Source organism: Amycolatopsis sp. 2-15 (genome assembly GCF_030285625.1).
Classification (GTDB): Bacteria; Actinomycetota; Actinomycetes; order Mycobacteriales; family Pseudonocardiaceae; genus Amycolatopsis; species Amycolatopsis carbonis.
Map to the genome: position 1 here is coordinate 8710807 of NZ_CP127294.1, position 17542 is coordinate 8728348.

At 71.9% G+C, this 17542-nt stretch carries 13 protein-coding genes and 1 pseudogene; 3 read left to right on the plus strand and 11 right to left on the minus strand.

The features are described from left to right. Window positions 1-201: 201 nt before the first annotated feature. Window positions 202-1404, plus strand: a complete 1203-nt coding sequence (locus QRX50_RS42970) for a sensor histidine kinase (protein WP_434533194.1) — start codon at window positions 202-204, stop codon at window positions 1402-1404. A gap of 237 nt (window positions 1405-1641) precedes the next feature. Here the strand turns inward: QRX50_RS42970 and QRX50_RS42975 are convergent, their stop codons facing one another. The 6 genes from QRX50_RS42975 to QRX50_RS43000 all read right to left on the minus strand — a co-directional run bounded on the left by QRX50_RS42975 (window position 1642) and on the right by QRX50_RS43000 (window position 7410). Beyond that, window positions 1642-1986 carry an RNA polymerase-binding protein RbpA gene (locus QRX50_RS42975; RefSeq protein WP_220238699.1) on the minus strand — a complete coding sequence of 115 codons (345 nt, stop codon included), beginning with the start codon at window positions 1984-1986 and terminating at the stop codon, window positions 1642-1644. 95 nt (window positions 1987-2081) lie between these two features. Further along, the gene (gene secG / locus QRX50_RS42980; RefSeq protein ID WP_220238698.1) at window positions 2082-2312 is read right to left on the minus strand and encodes a preprotein translocase subunit SecG; all 231 of its coding nucleotides are present in this window, start codon (window positions 2310-2312) and stop codon (window positions 2082-2084) included. Between the two features lie 118 nt (window positions 2313-2430). Further along, window positions 2431-3216, minus strand: a complete 786-nt coding sequence (gene tpiA, locus QRX50_RS42985) for a triose-phosphate isomerase (protein ID WP_285968819.1) — start codon at window positions 3214-3216, stop codon at window positions 2431-2433. Further along, the gene (locus tag QRX50_RS42990; RefSeq protein ID WP_285968820.1) at window positions 3216-4430 is read right to left on the minus strand and encodes a phosphoglycerate kinase; all 1215 of its coding nucleotides are present in this window, start codon (window positions 4428-4430) and stop codon (window positions 3216-3218) included. Before QRX50_RS42990 ends, tpiA begins: the two co-directional genes overlap by 1 nt. Before the next feature lie 5 nt (window positions 4431-4435). After that, on the minus strand, window positions 4436-5440 hold the full coding sequence (gene gap, locus QRX50_RS42995) for a type I glyceraldehyde-3-phosphate dehydrogenase (protein WP_285968821.1): 1005 nt from the start codon (window positions 5438-5440) through the stop codon (window positions 4436-4438). Between the two features lie 794 nt (window positions 5441-6234). Continuing rightward, window positions 6235-7410 carry a winged helix DNA-binding domain-containing protein gene (locus tag QRX50_RS43000; protein ID WP_285968822.1) on the minus strand — a complete coding sequence of 392 codons (1176 nt, stop codon included), beginning with the start codon at window positions 7408-7410 and terminating at the stop codon, window positions 6235-6237. 72 nt (window positions 7411-7482) lie between these two features. Here QRX50_RS43000 and QRX50_RS43005 point away from each other — a divergent pair, with 72 nt between their 5' ends. Next, a complete protein-coding gene (locus QRX50_RS43005) occupies window positions 7483-8127 on the plus strand; it encodes a LysE family translocator (RefSeq protein WP_285968823.1) in 645 nt (214 codons plus the stop codon). On the opposite strand, the gene QRX50_RS43010 is transcribed toward QRX50_RS43005, so the two are convergent. The 4 genes and pseudogenes from QRX50_RS43010 to QRX50_RS43025 form a co-directional block, all read right to left on the minus strand. Next, window positions 8124-8933, minus strand: a complete 810-nt coding sequence (locus QRX50_RS43010; RefSeq protein ID WP_285968824.1) for a TIGR03620 family F420-dependent LLM class oxidoreductase — start codon at window positions 8931-8933, stop codon at window positions 8124-8126. The two genes, QRX50_RS43005 and QRX50_RS43010, sit on opposite strands and share 4 nt — an antisense overlap. A gap of 38 nt (window positions 8934-8971) precedes the next feature. After that, complete coding sequence (locus QRX50_RS43015) at window positions 8972-13462, minus strand: coiled-coil domain-containing protein (RefSeq protein ID WP_285968825.1); 4491 nt, start codon at window positions 13460-13462, stop codon at window positions 8972-8974. Window positions 13463-13472: 10 nt separating this feature from the next. Then, window positions 13473-14275, minus strand: a pseudogene (locus QRX50_RS43020) (hypothetical protein). Continuing rightward, a complete protein-coding gene (locus QRX50_RS43025) occupies window positions 14275-15756 on the minus strand; it encodes a hypothetical protein (RefSeq protein WP_285974705.1) in 1482 nt (493 codons plus the stop codon). The pseudogene QRX50_RS43020 and the gene QRX50_RS43025 overlap by 1 nt, the downstream one beginning before the upstream one ends. Before the next feature lie 77 nt (window positions 15757-15833). Here QRX50_RS43025 and QRX50_RS43030 point away from each other — a divergent pair, with 77 nt between their 5' ends. Further along, window positions 15834-16271, plus strand: coding sequence for a PPOX class F420-dependent oxidoreductase (locus QRX50_RS43030; RefSeq protein WP_285968826.1), 438 nt, complete (start codon window positions 15834-15836; stop codon window positions 16269-16271). 601 nt (window positions 16272-16872) lie between these two features. Here QRX50_RS43030 and QRX50_RS43035 read toward each other — a convergent pair. Continuing rightward, window positions 16873-17481 carry a TetR/AcrR family transcriptional regulator gene (locus QRX50_RS43035; RefSeq protein WP_285968827.1) on the minus strand — a complete coding sequence of 203 codons (609 nt, stop codon included), beginning with the start codon at window positions 17479-17481 and terminating at the stop codon, window positions 16873-16875. Window positions 17482-17542: the final 61 nt, after the last annotated feature.

Consider the following 17542-nt stretch of genomic DNA (forward strand, 5'->3'; position numbering starts at 1 on the left):
ACGAGGTGACGTCAGACTTCTTCACGTCACCCGAAAGCCGTAGTGATGGAGATCAGACGACCAAATTTGTGGGTGCGGGTGAAACTTACCGTCGTCACACGTCTCTTCGTTAGCATCCGCACATTTGTTGCCCGCCGCGCGTCCCGATCGGGTTCCCGGCGCATCTCATCATCAAGTCCACAAGACGAATGGGGTCGCCGCATGAGCACTGAGGGACTCTCGATTCCAGGAATCTCGATGGGCAGCCCCGGCGCGGGGGCGGCCGATCGGGTCCGGCGGTTCAGCCTGAGCGGTGTATTCGCTTCGCTGCGCCGGCCGATCGTGCCGACGGTCGGAGTTGAGGCCGTCGCCGTGCTGCTGGCCGTGCTCGACGTGTGGCTGGTGATCCCGCCGAAGGCCCCGCCGTACTCGATCTACCTGTCGGCGGCCGCGTGTCTCGCGGTGGTGCTGCGGCGGAAGCTGCCGTTCCTGGCCGTGATCCTCGCGGTGCCCGGCTTCCTCGCCGGGTGGGCGCAGCTGGCGTCGATGATCACGCTCGGGACGCTCGCGACCAAGCGCCAGATCCACTGGCAGACGTGGGTGGGCGCCGGGCTGGTGTTCACTTGCCGGTTCGTGCAGTGGCCGCTGGACGACTTCGCGCAGCTCAGCTGGCGCGAGCACGTGCTCGACGGCATCTACGGCGTGCTCGTGGCCGGCATGCCCATCGCGATCGGCCTGCTGATCGGCGCTCGCGCGGAGATCTCCGCGAAGCTCGCCGAGCTGGCCAAGAGCCGTGACCGCGAACGCCGCTTCCACGCCGACGCCGTGCGTGCCGAGGAGCGCGCCCGCCTGGCCCGCGAGATGCACGACGTCGTCTCCCACCAGATCACTCTCATCGCCATGCAGGCCGGCGCGCTGCAGGCCCAGGCCACCGACGGCCAGGCGCTGCAGACCGCGCAGGTCATCCGTCAGCTCTCGACGCGGACGCTGGAGGAGCTGCGTTCGCTGGTGAGCGTGCTGCGCTCCGGCGCCGAGGACGACGGCCCGTGCCCCGGCATCGGTGAGCTGGACCACCTGATCCGCACCGCCGACGTCCCGGTCCACCTGACTGTCGAGCGCCTGCCGGACACGGTGCCGAGCCAGGTGTCGGCCGCCGCTTACCGCACCGTGCAGGAGTGCCTGACCAACGTCCACAAGCACGCCCCCGGCGCCACCGCCACCATCCGCATCCAGGGCGGCAGCGGCGCGTTGAACATCGAGGTCCGCAACGAGCGCGCCGAACGCGCCGGCGAACACCTCCCGTCGGGCGGCCACGGCCTCACTGGCCTCGCCGAGCGCGCGCGGTTGCTGGGCGGCAGCTTCGAAACCTCGGACACCGAAGACGGCGGTTTCCGCGTGCGGGCCCGGTATCCACTGGACCGCTGACCCACTGACCTTCCCCGGTCCCCCGTAGGTCGAAGGGGTGGCCCCTGCCGCGAGCCGCGATCCGGCTGCGTCCGGGTGCCGCCCCTTCGCCGCGTTCGGGGGTGCTGGAACCTTCGACCGTTCCCCGGCTCGGGCCGTAATCAGACACCCGTACCAGACACAAGGCCCCGGAAACGCGAAAACCACCGGCCAGAGCCGAACCGAATCGGTCTGGTCGGTGGTCTCCGACAGGAAAACCTAGATCAGTTCCCGGCGCTGGCGCAGCCGCTCGAGGGCCTCGGCGAGGATCGCCTCGCCGTCGGCGTCACTGCGGCGCTCCTTGACGTAGGCGAGGTGCGTTTTGTAGGGCTCGGTGCGGGGCGCGGCGGGCGGGTTCTGCTCGTCCTGTCCGCCGGGCAGACCGCAGCGCGGGCAGTCCCACTCGTCGGGGATTTCGGCCTCCATCGCGAACGACGGACGGGCCTCGTGGCCGTTTGCGCACCAGTAGGAGATCCGGCGCCGCGGCGCCGACTCACCCCGCTCCGATTCGCCCGAAGGACCGGCACCCACCCGGGTGCCGCGAATCGCGTTACCGCCAACCATGAATCCTCACACCTAGGAATCGGCGGCGCGCCCCCCAATAGGCACGCCGATGCACACGGAGCCCCTGACTCGCCGGCCCCGAGCGGGGAGTCCGGTCAGACCTTGAGCAGCAGGCCGAGGCCCACGATGCTGATCAGCCAGATGGCACCCAGCAGCAGGGTGATCCGGTCGAGGTTCTTCTCGGCCACGCTCGACCCCGAGAGGCTGGACTGCATACCGCCGCCGAACAGCGACGACAGACCGCCACCGCGGCCGCGGTGGAGCAGCACGGCCACCACCAGCAGCACGCTGGAGACGATCAACAGAATTTGCAGGAACAGCTTCATGTCATCCTCTGTGCTCATCGGAGAATGCAGGGGTACGGCTCGAATATCACCGTACCCCTGGACTCGTCCACTGCTGTGTGACGGACCGGATACACAGGTTACCCGGTAGTGGCCTCGATCAGGGCAGGGGGCCACCCGCCGCGAGTGCGCAGAGTTTGGTGAACTCGTCACCGTCGAGGCTCGCGCCACCCACGAGAGCACCGTCGATGTTCTCGCAGGCCACCAGCTCGCCCACGTTGCCCGACTTCACCGAACCGCCGTAAAGCACCCGAACGGCCGAAGCGACCTCGTCACCGTACTTCTCCGCCAGCGCCATGCGGATGGTCTTGCAGACCTCCTCGGCGTCGGCCGGTGTCGCCACCTTGCCGGTACCGATGGCCCACACCGGTTCGTAGGCTACGACGACGTCCTTGACCTGCTCGGCCTTGAGCCCCTTGAGGCCCTCGATCAGCTGGTTCGTCGCGTGCGAGTGGTGCTCGCCGGCCTCGCGGACCTCGAGCTTCTCGCCGACGCACAGGATCGGCGTGATCCCGTGCTTCACGGCCGCGCGCACCTTCTTGTTGACCAGCTCGTCGGTCTCGGCGTGGTACTCGCGCCGCTCCGAGTGGCCGATGGTGACGAAGGTGCAGCCCAGCTTCGCGAGCATCAGGCCCGACACGTCACCGGTGTAGGCACCGGAGTCGTGCGGGGACACGTCCTGCGCGCCGTAGGTGAGCGACAGCTTGTCGCCGTCGGTGAGAGTCTGCACGCTGCGGATGTCCGTGAACGGCGGCAGCACCGCCACGTCCACCTTCGCGTAGTACTTCTCGGGCAACGCGAAGGCGATCTTCTGAACCAAGGCGATGGCCTCGAGGTGGTTCAGGTTCATCTTCCAGTTGCCGACGATCAACGGCTTGCGTGCCACTAGTGCTTCTCCTCCAACGCCGAGACGCCGGGCAGTTCCTTGCCCTCCAGGTACTCCAGGGAGGCGCCGCCGCCCGTGGAGATGTGGGAGAAGCCGTCCTCGGGCAGGCCCAGCTGCCGCACCGCGGCCGCCGAATCGCCGCCGCCGACCACGGTGAACGCGTCGCTCTTCACGAGCGCCTCGGCCACGGCACGGGTGCCGCCCGAGAACGCCTCGAACTCGAACACGCCCATCGGGCCGTTCCAGAACACAGTGGCGGCGTCGGCCAGCTTGCTCGCGAACAGCTCGCGCGAGGCGGGACCGATGTCGAGGCCCTGCCGGTCGGCCGGGATGGCCGTGGCGGCCACGACCTCGTGCTCGGCGTCGGCCGCGAACTCGGTGGCCGCCAGCACGTCGACCGGCAACACGAGCTCCACACCACGCTTCTGGGCCTCGGCGAGAAAACCCGACACCTGGTCGAGCTGGTCGGCCTGCAGCAGCGACTGGCCCACCTCGTGGCCCTGGGCCTTGAGGAAGGTGTAGGCCATGCCGCCGCCGATGAGCAGGCGGTCGACCTTCGTCAGCAGGTTGGCGATCACGCCGAGCTTGTCCGACACCTTCGCGCCGCCGAGCACCACCACGTAGGGGCGCCTGACGTCGTCGGTGAGCTTCTTCAGCACGTCGAGCTCGGCCAGCACGAGGCCACCGGCGTAGGCCGGCAGCACCGCGGCGATCTCGTAGACCGAGGCCTGCTTGCGGTGCACCACGCCGAACCCGTCGGACACGAACGCCCCGCCGGGGACGAGCGCGGCCAGCTCGGCGGCCAGCTCGGAGCGGTCCACGGCGTCCTTGCTGGTCTCGCGCGCGTCGAAACGCACGTTCTCCAGCAGCGCGACGCCGCCGTCGGCGAGACCGCCGACGAGCGCCTTGGCCGAGTCGCCCACGACGTCACCCGCGAGCGGCACGTCATTGCCGAGCAGCTCGCCCAGGCACTTCGCGACGGGCGCGAGCGTGTACTTCGGGTCGGGTTCGCCTTTGGGGCGGCCCAGGTGCGCCGTGACGACGACCTTGGCGCCCGCGCCGGCGAGCTTCTCGATCGTCGGCAGGGCCGCGCGGACGCGGCCGTCGTCGGTGATCCGTTCCCCATCGAGCGGAACGTTCAGGTCGCTGCGTACGAGTACGTAGCGGCCCTGAACGCCTTCGCTCAGCAGGGTTTCGAGGTTCTTGACCGTCATCGGGTTCAGGCGAGCTTCGAACCGACGAGCTTGACCAGGTCTGCGAGGCGGTTGGAGTAGCCCCACTCGTTGTCGTACCAGCCGACGACCTTGACCTGGTTGCCGATGACCTTGGTCAGCGGCGCGTCGTAGATGCAGGACGCCGGGTCGGTGACGATGTCCGAGGACACGATCGGGTCGTCGCTGTAGCGCAGGATCCCGGCCAGCGGGCCCTCGGCGGCAGCCTGGTAGGCGGCGTTGATCTCCTCGAGCGTGGCGGCCTTGGTCAGGGTCACGGTGAGGTCGGTGGCCGAGCCGGTCGGCACCGGGACGCGCAGCGCGTAACCGTCGAGCTTGCCCTGCAGCTCCGGCAGCACCAGGCCGATGGCCTTCGCGGCGCCGGTGGAGGTCGGCACGACGTTGATCGCGGCGGCGCGGGCGCGGCGCAGGTCCTTGTGCGGCGCGTCCTGCAGGTTCTGGTCCTGCGTGTAGGCATGCACCGTGGTCATCAGGCCCTGCTCGATGCCGAACGCGTCCTGCAGGACCTTGGCCAGCGGGCCGAGGCAGTTGGTGGTGCAGGAGGCGTTGGAGATGATGACCTGCGAGCCGTCGTACTTGTCGTCGTTGACGCCCAGCACCACGGTCAGGTCCTCGCCCTTGGCGGGCGCGGAGATGATGACCTTCTTGGCGCCACCCGCGATGTGGGCCTTCGCGGCGTCGGCGTTGGTGAAGAAGCCCGTCGACTCGACGACGACATCCACGCCCAGGTCGCCCCACGGCAGGTTCGCCGGGTCGCGCTCCGCCAGGGCCTTGATGGTCTTGCCGTCGACGACGATGCCCTCGTCGCTCAGGCTGACCTCGCCCGGGAAGCGGCCAAGGATGGAGTCGTACTTGAGCAGGTGGGCCATCGTCGCGACGTCGCCGAGGTCGTTGAACGCGACGACCTCGATGTCGTGACCGCTCGCCTTCACGGCGCGGAAGAAGTTGCGGCCGATCCGGCCGAAGCCGTTGACACCTACGCGAACGGTCACTGCTGCCACTCCTCTTATCGCTGTGTTTCCGAACCGGGGCCCACGCCCCGGAAGACTTCCGGGCTCGGCGCAACCCTAGCGTGCGGGCACGGCCGACCCTGACTGCCCCGACGAGACTTCCACCACTGCGCCGAACCGTCAAGAATCGATTAAGAAGCCAGCTCACGAGCTTGCGGCAGGAAATCCGGCGGTGTCGCAGGAGGGGGTGCGGACCACGCGCTTGATCGGTCTTGGTGCCGCGGTTCACGCCGTGGCCTGACGGGTGGGCAGAGTCCGGAAGGTCGGGATCGGGGTGGGCCGGGTCGGGCGCGTCGTGCGGGCGCTGCGGGTCGCGGCCTCGGGTCGCGGGCGCGGGTGCGGCTCGCAGGTGCGCGGACGGCTTGTCGGGACGCGGGACCGGGCCGGCGTCGGTCACAAGCGCGGCCGGGCTCACCGATTCGGGGGCCGGACGGGCGTCGGTCACGAGCGGGGCCAGCCCACCGAGACACGGGACTGGCCGCGCCTCGCAGGTGTACGGCCGGCTCACCGAGGCACGGGGCCGGACGGGCGTCGGTCACGAGCGGGGCCAGCCCACCGAGACACGGGACTGGCCGCGCCTCGCAGGTGTACGGCCGGCTCACCGAGGCACGGGGGCGGCCGGGCGCCGGTCACGAGCGCGGCGGGGCGCGCCGGAAACCGGGCGTTGCGGCCGGCCGGCTCAGCCGGCGCCGAGGACCGGGCCTGCAGCTCTCGGGCGCTTCGCGAGGTGACCGGTCAAGCCGGCGGTGCTGTCAGGCCCGCCGCGAGGGGCGCGTTCAGGTGGACAGCTCGCGTTCGGCCGGGGTGCGGAACTTCGGGACCACCCGTGTCTCCCCCAGCCACGTCGTCAGGCGGGCGGCTTCGGCTTCCAGGGCGGCTTCACGGTCGGCGCCGACGTCCTCCAGGAGGCGCAGGGCGACCGCGCCGGCGGGGCGCTGGGCCCAGGCGCCGACGACGCGGCCGTCGCACCAGGCGGTGGGGCCGATGTTGCCGCTGCGGTCGAAGAGGGCGGGGCGGTGGGGACCGAGGTACCAGTCGCGGGCGGACCAGCCCATGGGCGTCGGGTCGAGGGCGGGAAGGAGAGCGACCCAGGGGGCCGGTTCGGGGACGGGCTCGAGGTCGTCGGCCAGGACGAGGCCGGGCTCGCCGTCGAGGTCGACCTCGACGGGGGCGACGGCGGCGAGCGCCTGCTTGGTCTGGGCGGCCGTCCAGCCGGTCCACCAGCGCAGATCGGCGACCGGAGCCGGGCCGAAGGCGCGCAGCCAGCGCCGCGCGAGTTCGGCGCGGGCGTCGGCGGGCGGGACCGGGGGCAGGCCGCCGGGGAGCCAGCCGTCGAGCGGGGCCCAGTGGTACTGCGTGCTGAGCCAGCTGCCGCGCGGGCGCCCGCGCACGATGCGGCCGTCGACGGCGAGCTGGAAGAGCACGCGGCTGGTGACGTTGCCGATCGCCGCGTAGGGCTTGCCCTTGGCCATGTGGAGCTGCTGGCGCAGGCGCGGTTCGTCGGCGACCAGGTCCTGCGCTGTCGCGGATCCCCTGGCGTGCAAGGCTTTCTCGACGCTCGCGGCCACGTCGGCGAGCCAGCCCGGTGGGTCCTCGACGTTGATGGGGTGCCCGACCGTGCCGAGGTGCTGCTCGAGCAGTTTCCGTTGTTTCACCGCGATGTCGCTCGCGCAGCCGGCCTGCACGAGCGCCGCCGTGGCCACCTCGGCCACGAACATCGTGCGGCGCATGCCGAGGAGCCGCACCAGCGTTCGGTCTTCGTACAGCGCGCGCTCGACCTCGGCCACGCCGACGTCCGCCACCCGCGCCCAGGCCGCGAGGAACACCGACGCCGGATCGGTCGCGTGCAGGGCGACGACCCCGGCGGCGGCCTCCTCGACGGTGGCCGCGGGAACCGCGAGGTGGTGGCGCACGCCGAGCCGGGCGCGGCGCTGCACGAGGGAGATCTTCACGGGCCCGTTGTACCAGCGGGGTCCGACAAAAACGTCTCGTCCCGAGGCCACCGTGCGTTCTACGCTCGGGAGATGGTCACGCCTGCGCACTTCGCGGCCTTCGCCGCCCTGACGTTCCTCATGGTCGTGGTCCCCGGGCCCAGTGTGCTGTTCACCATCAGCCGCGCGCTCACCGTGGGCCGCCGCGACGCGCTGCTGACGGTGCTGGGCAACGCCACCGGCGTCTACACGCAGGTGGTGGCCATCGCGTTCGGGCTCGGCGCGGTCGTCACGACGTCCGCCACCGTCTTCACCGCCATCAAGCTCGCGGGCGCGCTCTACCTCGTCTACCTGGGCGTGCAGGCCATCCGCAAGCGCCACAAACTCGCCGACGCCATGGCCGCGGCCGTGCGCACCACCCCGGGCCGCACGCTGACGGTGCTGCGCGACGGCTTCATCGTCGGCTTCGCGAACCCCAAGTCCATCGTCTTCCTGGCCGCGCTGCTGCCCCAGTTCGTCGACCCGGCCGCCGGCTCGGTGCCCGCGCAGATGCTGCTGCTCGGCCTGTGCCTCCCGGTGACCGCGCTCGCGTCGGACACCGCGTGGGCCCTGGTCGCCGGCACGGCCCGCACGTGGTTCGCCCGTTCACCCCGCCGCCTCGAACTCGTCGGCGGCACCGGCGGCCTGGTGATGATCGGCCTCGGCGCCACGCTCGCGTTCACCGGCCGCAAGGACTAACCCAGCGCGGCCACCAGGTCGCCCTGCCACGGTTCGGGCAGGCCGTCCAGCGGCACCACCACCTGGTCGGCCCCCGCGGCCAGATACTCGCGCAGCCGGGCCACCACCGTGTCGAAAGAGCCGTGGACGGTGACCCCGTCGACGAGCCGGTCGGACAGGTCGGCGATGTCCGCGGGGGTGAAGCCCATGCGGCGGAAGTTGGCGGCATAACCCGGGACACCGGCCAGGAAACGCAGCGAGCCGCCCCGCACGAGGTCGCGGGCACGGACCGGGTCGGGCTCCGCGACGGCGGTGACCAGCACCGCCAGGTCGGTATCGGGGCCGAGCAGCTCGCGGGCGGAGGCGACGTAGTCGGGCGTCACGAGAAACGGGTACGCGGCGGAAGCACGCTCGCGCGCCAGTTCGAGCATCCGGGGACCGAGCGCGGACAGCACGCGTCGGGAAGCGGGCACAGCGGCGTCCAGTTCGTCCAGGTACGCGTTCATCCGCGCGAGCGGACGAGACCCGTGCGCACCGCCGAGGCCGGGGAACCAGCGGCCGGGGTGGGCGGACTCCAGGTCGGCGTAGAGGGCTGTCACTTCGGCCGCCGGAGCCTGGTCCACCGGCAGGATTCCGTTGACGACGGTGATCCGCTCGGTCGCGCGCACGAGTTCGGGCACAACCGCCACGTTGTTGCCCTGGCCGCCCGGCAGCCACACCGTGGAGTAACCCAGTTCCTCGACGCGCACCGCCGCGGCGACCGCCGCCGCCGTGTCCGCCACACCGAACGCGGGGATCGTGACGCCCACCGGGCCGAGTTCGCTCATGCCGGTCGCAACTCCGCTAACGCCAGGGTTGTTCCGGGTCACGCGGGTTGTTCGTCCACAGCGGACTCGTCGGCGGCAGCATCCCCGGCCGGCTCGCTCACCTTCGCGAACATCCGCGTCGCCGAGAGCCGGGCGACGCCGTCCGGCTCGCCGAGGTCCTGCAGGGAGGTGCGGATGGTCGAGTCCACCGACAGGTACTTGCGCCCGGCGCGCAGGTCGGCGTCGTTGCGCAGGCGGACGATCAGCGGGAACTCCGCGAGCGCGCCGGCGTCGAACAGGCCCGTCGTGTAGATCAGCTGCACGCCCAGCGCCTCCGCCACGGCGCGCTGCAGCTCCAGCAGGTAGCCCGCCGACGCGCGGCCGATCGGGTTGTCCAGGAACAGCACACCGGAGTGGCGGTTGCGGGCCTTGCCGCGGTTGTTCGCGCGCAGCGCCGCGAGCGTGCAGTACAGGATGATCGCCGCGGTGAGCTGCTGGCCGCCGGAGAACACGTCGCGGATCTCGGACACGCGCTGGCGTTCGGTGCGCAGCACGGAGTCGGGCTTGAGCATGTCGACGCGGAACCCCTTGGGCGCGGCCACCTGCACGCCGCGCAGCACGAGCGACAGGCCGTCGCGCTTCACGTCGCGGCCGTCGGCCGTCTTGCCCACCGCGGCCTCGTCCACTACCTCGCCGAGCTTCTCGGCCAGCACGTTGTCCTCGAGCTCGGTGAAGCGGATGCGCAGGAACTCCTGGCCCGACCAGTCGCCGAGGCCGTCGGGCAGCCGCGACACGCGCTGGGCCGAGCGCAGGGTGCGCAGCGCGCCGTCGACCATGCCCTGCAGGCGCGTGATGATGCCGCCGCGGTGCCGGTCGATCTGCGCGAGGTCGTCGGTCAGCGTGCGCAGCCGCGGCCGCAGCGCCTCGGCCCACTCGGCCGCGTGGCCGGGCAGCTGGTCGCGCTTCACGGCGATCACCTGCTGGCGCACGGGCGTGCTGAGCTTCTCGAAGCGCTTCTCCGTGGCGTACTGGGCCAGCTGGTCGGCCGCAGCGCGCACCCGGCGGTCGCCCGCGTCGGCGGCTTCCTGCGCGGTCGTCAGCACGGTGTTGAGCTGAGAATGCTTGGTGCGGGCCGATTCGACGTCACCGTCGTACGCCTCGGCCGGGTCCTCCGGCAACAGGTGCGCCAGCGATTCGCCGAGCAGCCCGAAGCCGGACGCCGACGCCTTCGCCGCGTCCAGCGTCGCCTCCGCCGCCGCGCGCCGCTCCTGCAGCTCTTCCCACGTGCGGGCCGCCGCTGAGACCTCCAGCGAAGCGGCGTCGATCAGCTCCAGGCCGTGCTCGATGTCGCGCGGCCGCTCGGCGGGCGAGGCAGCGCCCGTCTGCAGCGGCAGCACGTCCAGCTCCGCCCGCCGCGTGGACACCTGCCCGATCGCCTCGGTGCGGTCCTCCTCGACGGAGTCGACGACGCGGCGCGCGCGGGCCAACGCGGCGGCGCGTGCCGAAGCGTCGGAGCCGTCCGGCGTCTCCAGCAGCTCCGCCGCCCGCGTGCGCACGGCTTCGTCCAGCGCTTCGAGCGCCGAGCCCGCCGCGGCTTCCGCCGACTCGGCCTGCTCCAGCTCCGCGCGCAGGTCGCTGCCGACCTCCACCTTCGCGTAGGCGTCCGAGGCCGACGCGAACGTCCGCCGCAGCGCGTCCACGGGCTCGGCCGGCGGCGCCGTGTCTTCCGAGTCCTCGGTCACCTCCGCGGCGCCCGGGACCTCGGACAGCTCGGACCTCGCGGTGGTCGCCGTGCGGCGGTGCCCGTCCGCGGTCCGCTGCTCCTCCCCCGCCTGCTCCCGCAGCCGCGCCGCGCGAGCCGCGGCGTCGGCCGCCGTGGCCTCCGCGCGCTCGGCGATCTCCGTGGCCCGCTCGACCTCCTCGGTCCACTCGGCGACGCGCGTGGCCCGGGTCGTGAGCTCACCCAGCCGGCGCGCCTTCTCTTCGCCCTCCGCCACGGCCAGCCGCAAAGCCGGCACGCGCTCGCGCAGGGCTGCCGCCTTTTCGCTCAGCCGCGCGAACTCCGCCTCCGCCTGGCCCAGCGCGGTCTGCGCGGTTTCCCGTGCCACGCGGGCACTTTCGGCCTGTTCGGCGAGCGTGGCGATCGCGCCGGCCGGGTAGTCCTCGCGCCAGGTCGTGAGCTTCCACGTGAGCGCGCCGTCGGTCGCGAGCGCGCCGGCCAGCTGCTCCAGCCGCCGCTGGCGTTCGGCGTGCCGCAGCGCCACGGCCTCGCGCTCGGTGTCGGCCGCTTCCTCGTCGTACATCGCCGGGTTCGGCGGCACGAGGAACTCCACGCCCGCCGCGGCTTCGCCGTCGTCGCTCTGGAACGCCTCGGTGGTGCCCACCGCGATCACCGCGCTGGGCAGCAGCCGCCCGGCCGCCAGCACCTCACGCGCTCGCGGTACCTGCGCGGCGTCGTTCAGCAGCACGCCCGCGACGAGCTGCGGCAGGCGCTCCAGCACGTCGGCGCGGCGCCCGGCGTCCAGTTTGGACAGGTAGCGCCAGCCGGACCACGCCGTGATCCCGGCTTCTTCCAGGGCGTCCAGGGCCGCCTGCACGTCGTGCGGCGGCGGGAGCAGCCCGCCGGAGCCGAGCGCGGCCAGGGCGCGCTCGTCGGCCGACTCCTCCATCCGCAGCGCCGTCTGCTCCTTCTCGACGGCGGCGCTCGCCTCACGAAGGCGTTGCAGCAGAACGGGAAGGTCGCTTTCGAGGCGCACGTCGTCGGCGCCGAGCAGCTCGACTAGTCGGGGTTCGACCGCGAGGGCGTCCGTCCGCCGGTGGGCCCGGTCGAGGTCTTCCGCCGCGCGCACGAGACGGTCCTGAGTGGACCCGGCGAGCTGGTTCGCCTCGTTCACGGCCCGCTGCGCCGCCTGCAGATCCTCCGCCGCGCGGTCGAGCTCCTGCTCCCGCCGGCCCAGCTCGGCCGCCGACTCGTCGGCCTCGACGCGAGCCGCTCGCGAAGCCTCCGCGACGTCCGCACCGGCCGTCAAAAGTCCACTTCGGACGGACGTCGAGATTTCCTCACGCAGCTCCGCGATCCGCGACGACAGCCCGCGCGCCTCAGCTCGCCTCGACGCGGCCAGGTTCGCGGCCTCGTCCCGATCGGTCTGCGCCTTCTCCGCCTCCGCACGCAACGCGTCGGCGTGGGCCTCGGCCTTGTCCGCCTGCCGCTGCGCATCGCGGGCCAGCGCCGTCAGACCGCGCGCCAGCGCCGACGCCGCGGAGTTGCGCGCCGCCAGCGCGGGTTTCGCCTTCTCCTCGCGGTTGCCGACGAGCTCACGCAGGTCCTTCGCCTTGCGGGAGGCGTTGAGCTGGTTCAGCACGGTCGCGGTCTCGCGCCACGCCTCGGCCGCCGTCTTCGCGTCGGCCAGCTCGGCGTCCACGCGCTGACGCGCTTCCTGCGCCTCTTCCAGCCGCAGCACGGCGACGAGCCGGCGCAGCTCCGTGACGCCCGCGGCCAGCCGGCGGTGGTCGCCCTCGGCCAGCTTCTCGGCCGACTTCACCTCGTCGACGTGTTCTTCGAGCCCGGAAAGCCGCGCGTTCTCCAGCTCGTTGCGCGCGTGGATGCGGCCGGCGAGCTCACGCAGGTCCGCGCGGGCCGACTCGGCGATCCGGCGCGACGCGGCGGCCACGCCCTCCTCGTCGGCGAGCGGGCCGAGCAGCTCGAGCGCGCCCTCCACGAAGTCCTTCTCCGCCAGCAGATCGCCGCGCTGCGCGAGGTTGTGCGCATACGTCGACACGACCTCGGCGAGGTCCTTCGGCTCGTCCTCCGACAGCACGGCGCGCAGCAGGAACTCCACGAACGCCTCGTCGGTGGAGAACTGGAACGCGTCGGCCGCCTCGCCCTCGCCCGCGTTCATCGCGCGCTGGTAGCGGAACAGCTCCGTGTCGAGGCCGAGCGAGTCGAGCCGGCCGGTCCACTCGTGGTGGCGACGCGTCCAGGACAGCTCCAGCTCCGGCTCGGCCATCGCGGCCGCGGCGATCCGGTCGTGGAAGCCGGACATCGTGAGCAGCCGGCCGTCCTCGGTCAGCGGCAACGAGTCGAGGCCCAGCTCCTGCGTCGGGCGGAAGCAGTACCAGGAGTCCACGAGGTTCTCCGAGTCCGCCGACGTCACGTGCCCGCGCCACTCCGAGACCTTGCCGGTGATCACGCGGTGCCCGGTCTCCACGTGCAGCCACTCCAGCGCCACGTGCGAGACGTCCTTGGCCGCCACGAACTTCTCCAGCACCTTCGTGCTCGTGGTCCCGACCACCTGGCGGCGGCCGGGCAGCATCACGGAGAAGATCAGCTTGATCAGCACCGACTTGCCGCCGCCGTTCTCCAGGAACAGCACGCTCGCGGGCGATGGCCGGCGCACCGGTCCCCCGGCGTGGATGCCGGCGCTGAACAACGCGTCCTGCTTCGGCGCGGTGATGGTGGCGCCGACGCCGCTGAAGTCCAGCACCACGTCCTGGTAGCGGGCGCCCGCGGGGCCCACCGAGTGCAGGCGGACCCGCGAAAGCTCGTACATCGAATCCCCTCTACTGCAACGTGTCCGAAGAGGCCGCGCGCAGCGTTCCCCCGCGCTCGCGACCGCGACGACGTCGAGCGCGAGCAGGTCGTCGAACGCCGCGTCGGCGGCCAGCTCGCGCACCTGGATCTGGTACCGCGGCGTGGTGCGGTAGGTGCCGCCCTGCTCGTCACTCACCGGCACCAGGAACCCCTGGTCGGCGAGGAACCGCAGGGCGCGCGCGACCATGCCCCGGGTGGTGTCGGCGGCCATGCGGCCGTCCTTCGTGGCCGCCGCGGCGGGGCGCCTGGCGTAGGCGCGCCACGCCTGTTCCAGCTCCGGCGCGTCGGCCAGCGGGTCGTTGTTGGCCTCGGCCTGCTGCGCGCGCTCGTCGAGCATGCGCGCGGCCTCGCGGACCATCGCGTCGACCTGCTCCACGCTCACGCGGCCGATGTAGGTGTCGTTGGCGAGGTCGTCGGGCCGCGGGTAGGCCAGCGCCGCGGCGGCGAGGTGGATGAGGCCGTGGATGACCTTCTCCGTCTCGCGGCGCTCGCGGATCTTGGCCTGGCGCGCGTAGCTGTCCATCTTGATCTCGAAGATCGACTCGTCGACGGCGGCCAGCACGGCGCCCGCCTGCTGGTTGACCTCCAGCACCATCAGCCCCAGGCCCGACGCGACGGCGTGGGTCAGGGCCTTGAACGCGTTGTCCTCGGCGTAGCGGCGCACCAGCTCGCCGTAGACGACGTCGCGGGCGGGCAGCTGCTTCGGGCGCATGCCGAACGCGACCAGGCGCGCGGCGGCCTCGGCGTCGACGCTCGTGTGGGTCACGGGCATCAGGCGACCTCCTCGCTGTCTTCGGCATTTTCGGTGTTCTCTTCGGCGCGCTCGACCTCGGCGGTGGACAGCAGCAGGTCGGCACCGCCGAACTCGGGGTCGTTCAGCAGCGTGCCGTCGTCGACGGCCAGCAGCACGTGGCGTTCCCCCTGGCGGCGCGCGGCGCCGACCTCGGGACTGTAGGCGTGCAGGGCGCGCAGCGCGACCAGGGTCGCCAGACCGGGTTGCTTCGTGCGGCGCGCGTCGTCCAGCAGCCCGGACAGGCGGCGCGGCACGTCGGGCAGGTCGAGCAGGTCGTCGGCGAGGCGCCACACGTCGTCGCCGAAGCGGTCGGTGTCCTCGGCCGGCATCAGCTCGGGCTCGGGGATCTCGCCGACGAGCTGGTCGCGCTCCGGCGCGGGCCGCAGCAGCAGCGACACGAGTGAGGACAACGCGGGCACCACGGGCGGTGTGATGCCCGCGACCGCGTGGAAGAAATGCTCGGCGGGCGCGACGGCGTCGGCCAGCGGCAGCCCGAGCGTCGGGACGAGCAGCTGGCCGAACAGGTCGATCGTCGCGCGCTGCGGCGGCCCGGAGAACTGCTGGCGGTCCTGCTCGGCGCGGAACACCGCGCCGGCCGCGGCCAGGCGCGACTGCAGCCGCGTGTGGCGGCGGATGCAGTCGGCGACGATGTCGACGAGCTCGGCCGCACGCCGCTTGTGATCCAGCTCCTCCGACTCGTCGCGCGCCGTGGTGATGTTCTTGAGGATCGCGTTTTCCGCGCGGAAACGGGACTCGATGTGCCCGAGCGCCGAGTCGATCAGATCCGGCACCTCGAGCTCCCAGTCGACGGCGCGCACGTCGCGGCGCGTGGCGTCGAGCTTGGCGCGCAAGGTCTCGCCGTACTGCACGGTGCGGTAGCGCGCCTGCTCGGCCGCGAGCTTCGCGTCGGCGAGCCGGCCGCGGTTGATCAGGTTCTCGAGCTTCACCTCGGCCGCGATCTGGGCCGACTCGACGTCGGTGTCCAGCGCGCCGACGAGCACGTTGATGGCCTCGTCGGTGGCGCGCAGGTAGACCTCGCCGTCGGGCGCGGCCAGCTCGACGAGCAGCTTGAAGTCGAACTGGCGGCGCTGGTAGCCGCCGGGGCCTATCGAGCCGTAGACGCGCCGGAAGCCGCGGTCGGTGGTGCCGACGTTGATCAGGTTGTCGAGCACCCACTTCGCCACGCGCACGTGCTCCTCGGGCATGCGCGAAGGCGCCTGCTGCGCGATGAACGGCAGCAGCCGGTCGATGACCCGGGCGTGGCCCGCGCCGGTGTCGAAGTCCATGGCGATGGTGACCTGGTCGATCGTGTGCAGCGCGATCTCGGCCATCTGGTAGATCGTCGCGTCGGCCCAGTCGAGCTTGGCCTTGCGCGCGTCGAGGTCGTGCAGCGGCGCGGTGCACGCGAGCGCCTTCAGCCGGCGGGTCAGCCCCTCGTCGGCCAGGCCCGCGAACCCCATCTCGTCGTCTCGCACAGCAGGCCAGGCTAGTCGGCCTGCTCAGGCGCCCGCACACGCGGACGGCTAGCGTGACCCACATGCGTGAGATGAGCAGGGACGAGTGGTGGGCGTTCGCGACCGAAGGCACGCGGACGGGGATGCTGGGGATCGTGCGCGCCAACGGTGCCCCGATCGTCACGCCGATCTGGTTTCTGCTGAACGAGGGCCCCGACGGTGACGAAATCGTGTTCACCACGGGCACGGACACGCTGAAGGGCAAGGCGCTGCGCCGCGAGCCGCGGCTGTCGCTGGCCGTCGACGACCAGAAGCCGCCCTATTCCTACGTGCAGTTCACCGCCGAGGCGACGCTGCACCACGACCTCGACGAGATGCTCGAATGGGCGATCCGGCTCGGCGGGCGCTACATGGGCGCGGACCAGGCCGAGGCGTACGGCAAGCGCAACGCCGTGCCGGAGGAATCGCTCGTTCGGGCGAAGATCACGAAGGTGATCGCGCGGGCGGACATCGCCGGCTGAGGTCCTTCTCCGCCGGGGCGAGACACAGGGGCGGTGTGAGCGGTCCGATGGTCCTGCCCGAAACCTCGGCGACGTCGTCTGGGCGCAGGTCGCGGACCGAGGTATGCCGCTGCACGTCGCGCTCGCCGGCGCCGGCCGCGGAGCTGGGCCACTGCCGCGAGTTCGCCTGAGCACTTGGTCCCCGTTGCGCGCCGTCCGGACCGGCCTGCCGGGCACCCGACTCACGGACAGTGATCGAGTGGTCCGGTATTGACACCGCCCCATCCGGGATGGTGTCATTTCCGTAATAGATAGGAAAGTTTCCTAACTATCAATCTCGACCAGTCCCCGACCCCATCGCCGGCACCTCTCCGCCCTCCCGGCCGCACCGCAGCCACCGGATCCCCGGCCCCCGCAGGGGTTCCCCGGCGCGGCGCCCCTCGGCGGCGCACTCGTGCTCGTGCCGGAACCCAGGACTGCGCCAGGAGTGACCGGAGCGGCGCCGGTCACCCTGGCGCACACCAGCGTCGCCGCTCCCCGGCGGCGTACACCCCGGACCGCGGCCGGGACGACCGGAGCGGCGCCGGTTGTCCCGGCCGCGCCGGTGTCTACAACGGACTCGTCACCAACCGAAGAGCGCGGCCATCATGCGGGCGCAGCGGTCGGTCATCGCCACGGCGGTCTCGCCGGGCCGATCGATCCACCAGTTGATCAGGGAGTCCACGACACCGGTCCAGACGTGGGCGAGGGCCTCGACGTCCAGGGCGTCGGACAGCCCGCGCGAACCCAGCAGCTGACCCGCGCCGACGAGGGCGAACGCGTCGAGGCGTTCGCGGTAGTCGCCGGCCGCGGTCGCGATGTCGCCCGTCGCGGGGACCGTCGGGTCGCGCAGGAGCTTCCAGGCGTAGCGGTCGTGGTCGAAGGTCGCGAAGATCGCCGCCAGGACCGCGAGCGGCATTCGCTCCGGGTCGCCGCCGGCCGCCATGGTCGCGGCCACGCCTTCGGTCAGCCGGTCGCCCGCGCGGTGCAGGCACGCGAGGTACAGCCCTTCTTTCGAGCCGAAGTACTGGTACAGCAAGGGTTTCGTGACACCCACGCGGCGCGCGATCTCCACCATCGACGCGCCCGCGTACCCCGTCCGGCCGAACTCCTCCGTGCCCGCCGCGAGGATCTGCGTCTCGCGCTCGCCGCGCGGCACACCCTTCGTCCCGACGGCCCTTGACCCTGTCACGAGGTTGAGCCTACCGTAAGTGACCCTTGAGTAAGTTACCTCAGAGTTAGTTCCCTTCGGG

What these genes read in the sequence shown, in the direction of transcription:
- QRX50_RS42970 (WP_434533194.1), top strand. Translation starts at nt 202, where the DNA reads ATGAGCACTGAGGGACTCTCGATTCCAGGAATCTCGATGGGCAGCCCC.
- QRX50_RS42975 (WP_220238699.1), bottom strand. Translation starts at nt 1,986, where the DNA reads ATGGTTGGCGGTAACGCGATTCGCGGCACCCGGGTGGGTGCCGGTCCT.
- secG (WP_220238698.1), bottom strand. Translation starts at nt 2,312, where the DNA reads ATGAAGCTGTTCCTGCAAATTCTGTTGATCGTCTCCAGCGTGCTGCTG.
- QRX50_RS42990 (WP_285968820.1), bottom strand. Translation starts at nt 4,430, where the DNA reads ATGACGGTCAAGAACCTCGAAACCCTGCTGAGCGAAGGCGTTCAGGGC.
- QRX50_RS43005 (WP_285968823.1), top strand. Translation starts at nt 7,483, where the DNA reads ATGGTCACGCCTGCGCACTTCGCGGCCTTCGCCGCCCTGACGTTCCTC.
- QRX50_RS43010 (WP_285968824.1), bottom strand. Translation starts at nt 8,933, where the DNA reads ATGAGCGAACTCGGCCCGGTGGGCGTCACGATCCCCGCGTTCGGTGTG.
- QRX50_RS43015 (WP_285968825.1), bottom strand. Translation starts at nt 13,462, where the DNA reads ATGTACGAGCTTTCGCGGGTCCGCCTGCACTCGGTGGGCCCCGCGGGC.
- QRX50_RS43025 (WP_285974705.1), bottom strand. Translation starts at nt 15,756, where the DNA reads ATGGGGTTCGCGGGCCTGGCCGACGAGGGGCTGACCCGCCGGCTGAAG.
- QRX50_RS43030 (WP_285968826.1), top strand. Translation starts at nt 15,834, where the DNA reads ATGCGTGAGATGAGCAGGGACGAGTGGTGGGCGTTCGCGACCGAAGGC.